Origin of the sequence: Actinophytocola sp., from assembly GCF_036555685.1 — a bacterium.
Classification (GTDB): domain Bacteria; phylum Actinomycetota; class Actinomycetes; order Mycobacteriales; family Pseudonocardiaceae; genus Actinophytocola.
Genome location: NZ_DATBKY010000308.1, coordinates 1 through 2,728, shown reverse-complemented (window position 1 = coordinate 2,728; position 2,728 = coordinate 1). Strand labels below are relative to the sequence as shown.

Sequence of the window (2,728 nt, the reverse complement as noted above, 5' to 3'; positions counted from 1 at the left end):
CGCGACGGGTCGCTCGCCGACTTCGAGAACTTCGTCAAGCTCGCGCAGAGCTTCCCGGTCCTGGACACCGCGGGCGGGGTCATCTGCGAGCCGAACGACGCGCCGCTCGACTCGCGGCACCTCGACATGACCTACGCGCTGCAGACGCTGACGGACAAGTTCTACATGGGCAACGTCGTCTCCGCGGTCAACGCCGCCGACACGATCCGGATGACCGAGATCCTCTTCGGCGGCCGCGAGGCGATCGAGAAGACGCCGGCCACGATCTCGCTCATCAACTGCAACTCGCCGCTGCGCTGGGACGACCGGATGCTCGAGGCCCAGTTCGAGTACAGCTCGGCCGGGCAGCCGGTCGTGCTGACACCGTTCCTGTTGATGGGCGCGATGTCGCCGGTGTCCATTCCGGCCACGCTCGCCCAGCAGATGGCCGAGGCGCTGTCCGGGATCGCGCTGTCGCAGCTGATCCGCCCGGGCGCACCGGTGATCTTCGGCTCGTTCCTGTCCAACATCGACATGCAGTCCGGCTCGCCGTGCTTCGGCACCCCCGAGTCGGCCGTCGGCCTGCTGTGCACCGGCCAGATCGCGCGCCGGTTCGGGCTGCCCGTGCGCTCGGGCGGCGGGCTCACGTCCAGCCAGACGGCCGACGCGCAGGCCGCGTACGAGGGCCTGATGACGATGCTGCCGACGTTCCTCGCCGGCATCAACTGGGTCATGCACTCCGCGGGCTGGCTCGAGGGCGGGCTGGTCTCGTCGTACGAGAAGTTCGTGATCGACGTGCAGGTGCTGGAGATGCTGCAGCAGGAGTTCCGTCCACTGGAGATCACCGAGGAGTCGCTGGCGTTCGACGCGCACACCGAGGTCGGCCACGGCGGGCACTTCCTCGGCGCGGCGCACACGCTGGAGCGGTTCCGGACCTGCTTCTACCGCCCGTTCCTGTCCAGCTCGGAGAACTACGAGCGCTGGATGCGCAACGGCGCGAAGGACGCGTCGGCGCGGGCCGGGGAGATCGCGCGCAAGAAGCTCGAGGAGTACGAGCAGCCGCCGCTGGACGAGGCGATCCGCGAGGAGCTGGCCGAGTACGTGACGCGGCGCCGCAAGGAGCTGGGGGACTGATGGACGGCGTGGTCGAGCATCCCGACTTCCTCTGGCGCAACCCCAGTCCGAAATGGTCCTACGACGTCGTCGTCATCGGTGCCGGCGGGCACGGGCTGGCCACCGCCTACTACCTGGCGCGCAACCACGGCATCACCGACGTCGCCGTGCTGGAGAAGGGCTGGCTCGCCGGCGGCAACATGGCCCGCAACACCGCGATCATCCGCTCCAACTACCTGTGGGACGAGAGCGCGGGGATCTACGAGCACGCGCTCAAGCTCTGGGAGGGCCTGTCCGCGGAGCTCGACTACGACATCCTCTTCAGCCAGCGCGGCGTGCTGAACCTCGCGCACACGCTCGGCGACGTCCGCGAGGGTGTGCGGCGGGTGAACGCGAACCGGCTCAACGGGGTCGACGCGGAGTGGCTGACTCCCGAGCGGGTCAAGGAGTTCTGCCCGATCGTCAACGTCGACCAGGACGTGCGTTACCCGGTGCTCGGCGCGACCTTCCAGCCGAGGGGCGGGATCGCCAAGCACGACCACGTCGCGTGGGCGTTCGCCCGTGGCGCGGACCGGCTCGGCGTGGACCTCGTGCAGGGCTGCGAGGTCACCGGGTTCGTCCGGGACGGCGACCGGGTGATCGGCGTGGAGACGAACCGCGGGCCGATCCGGGCGGGCGCGGTGGCGCTCGCGTCCGCCGGGCACTCCTCGGTGCTCGCGGCGCTCGCCGGTCTGCGCCTGCCGATCCAGAGCCACCCGCTGCAGGCGCTGGTGTCCGAGCTGCTCGAGCCCGTGCACCCGTGCGTGGTGATGTCGAACCACGTGCACGTGTACGTCAGCCAGGCGCACAAGGGCGAGCTCGTCATGGGCGCGGGCATCGATCCGTTCAACTCCTACGCCCAGCGCGGCTCGGTGCACGTGATCGAGCACCAGCTGGCCGCGGCGCTGGAGCTGTTCCCGATCTTCGGGCACGCGCACGTGCTGCGCACGTGGGGCGGGATCGTCGACGTCTCGCCGGACGCGTCGCCGATCATCGGACCGACGCCGCTCGACGGGCTGTTCGTCAACTGCGGCTGGGGGACCGGCGGGTTCAAGGCCACACCGGCGTCCGGGTGGGTGTACGCGCACACGATCGCGACCGGCGAGCCGCACGAGCTGAACAAACCGTTCGGTTTGGACCGGTTCACGACGGGGGCGCTGATCGACGAGCACGGCGCCGCGGCCGTGGCGCACTGACCACGGGGGTTTCGCATGCTGCTGATCCGGTGTCCCTGGTGCGGCGACCGGGACGAGGTGGAGTTCGGCTACGGCGGCCAGGCCGGCGTGTCCTATCCGGACGATCCCGAGGCGCTGACCGACGCGGAGTGGGCCGAGTACGTGTTCGTCCGCGACAACCCGAAGGGCCCGTTCGCCGAGCGCTGGGTGCACACGAACGGCTGCCGCCGGTGGTTCGACGTCGTGCGGGACACGGTGACCCACCAGTTCCTGGAGGACCGCTGATGAGGCTCGCCGAGGGTGGCCGCATCGACCGCTCCGCGCCGCTGACGTGCACCGTGGACGGGGTGTCCTACCCGGGCTACCGCGGCGATACGGTCGCGTCGGCGTTGCTGGCGAACGGGGTCGTCGCGGTGGGGCGC

General features: G+C 70.2%; 4 protein-coding genes. All 4 read left to right on the top strand.

Features of this window, described 5'->3' with window-relative positions:
* Nucleotides 1–1,113, top strand: a 1,113-nt coding sequence (locus tag VH969_RS32590) for a trimethylamine methyltransferase family protein (RefSeq protein WP_331981488.1), incomplete at its 5' end; no start/stop codon positions are given.
* Complete coding sequence (locus VH969_RS32585) at nt 1,113–2,327, top strand: sarcosine oxidase subunit beta family protein (protein WP_331981485.1); 1,215 nt, start codon at nt 1,113–1,115, stop codon at nt 2,325–2,327. The genes VH969_RS32590 and VH969_RS32585, both read left to right, overlap by 1 nt.
* 15 nt (nt 2,328–2,342) lie before the next feature.
* Nucleotides 2,343–2,591, top strand: coding sequence for a sarcosine oxidase subunit delta (locus tag VH969_RS32580; protein ID WP_331981482.1), 249 nt, complete (start codon nt 2,343–2,345; stop codon nt 2,589–2,591).
* Nucleotides 2,591–2,728 (top strand): 2Fe-2S iron-sulfur cluster-binding protein (locus tag VH969_RS34600; RefSeq protein ID WP_414638652.1); only part of this gene is annotated, 138 nt, incomplete at its 3' end. The genes VH969_RS32580 and VH969_RS34600, both read left to right, overlap by 1 nt.

What these genes read in the sequence shown, in the direction of transcription:
- VH969_RS32585 (WP_331981485.1), top strand. Translation starts at nt 1,113, where the DNA reads ATGGACGGCGTGGTCGAGCATCCCGACTTCCTCTGGCGCAACCCCAGT.
- VH969_RS32580 (WP_331981482.1), top strand. Translation starts at nt 2,343, where the DNA reads ATGCTGCTGATCCGGTGTCCCTGGTGCGGCGACCGGGACGAGGTGGAG.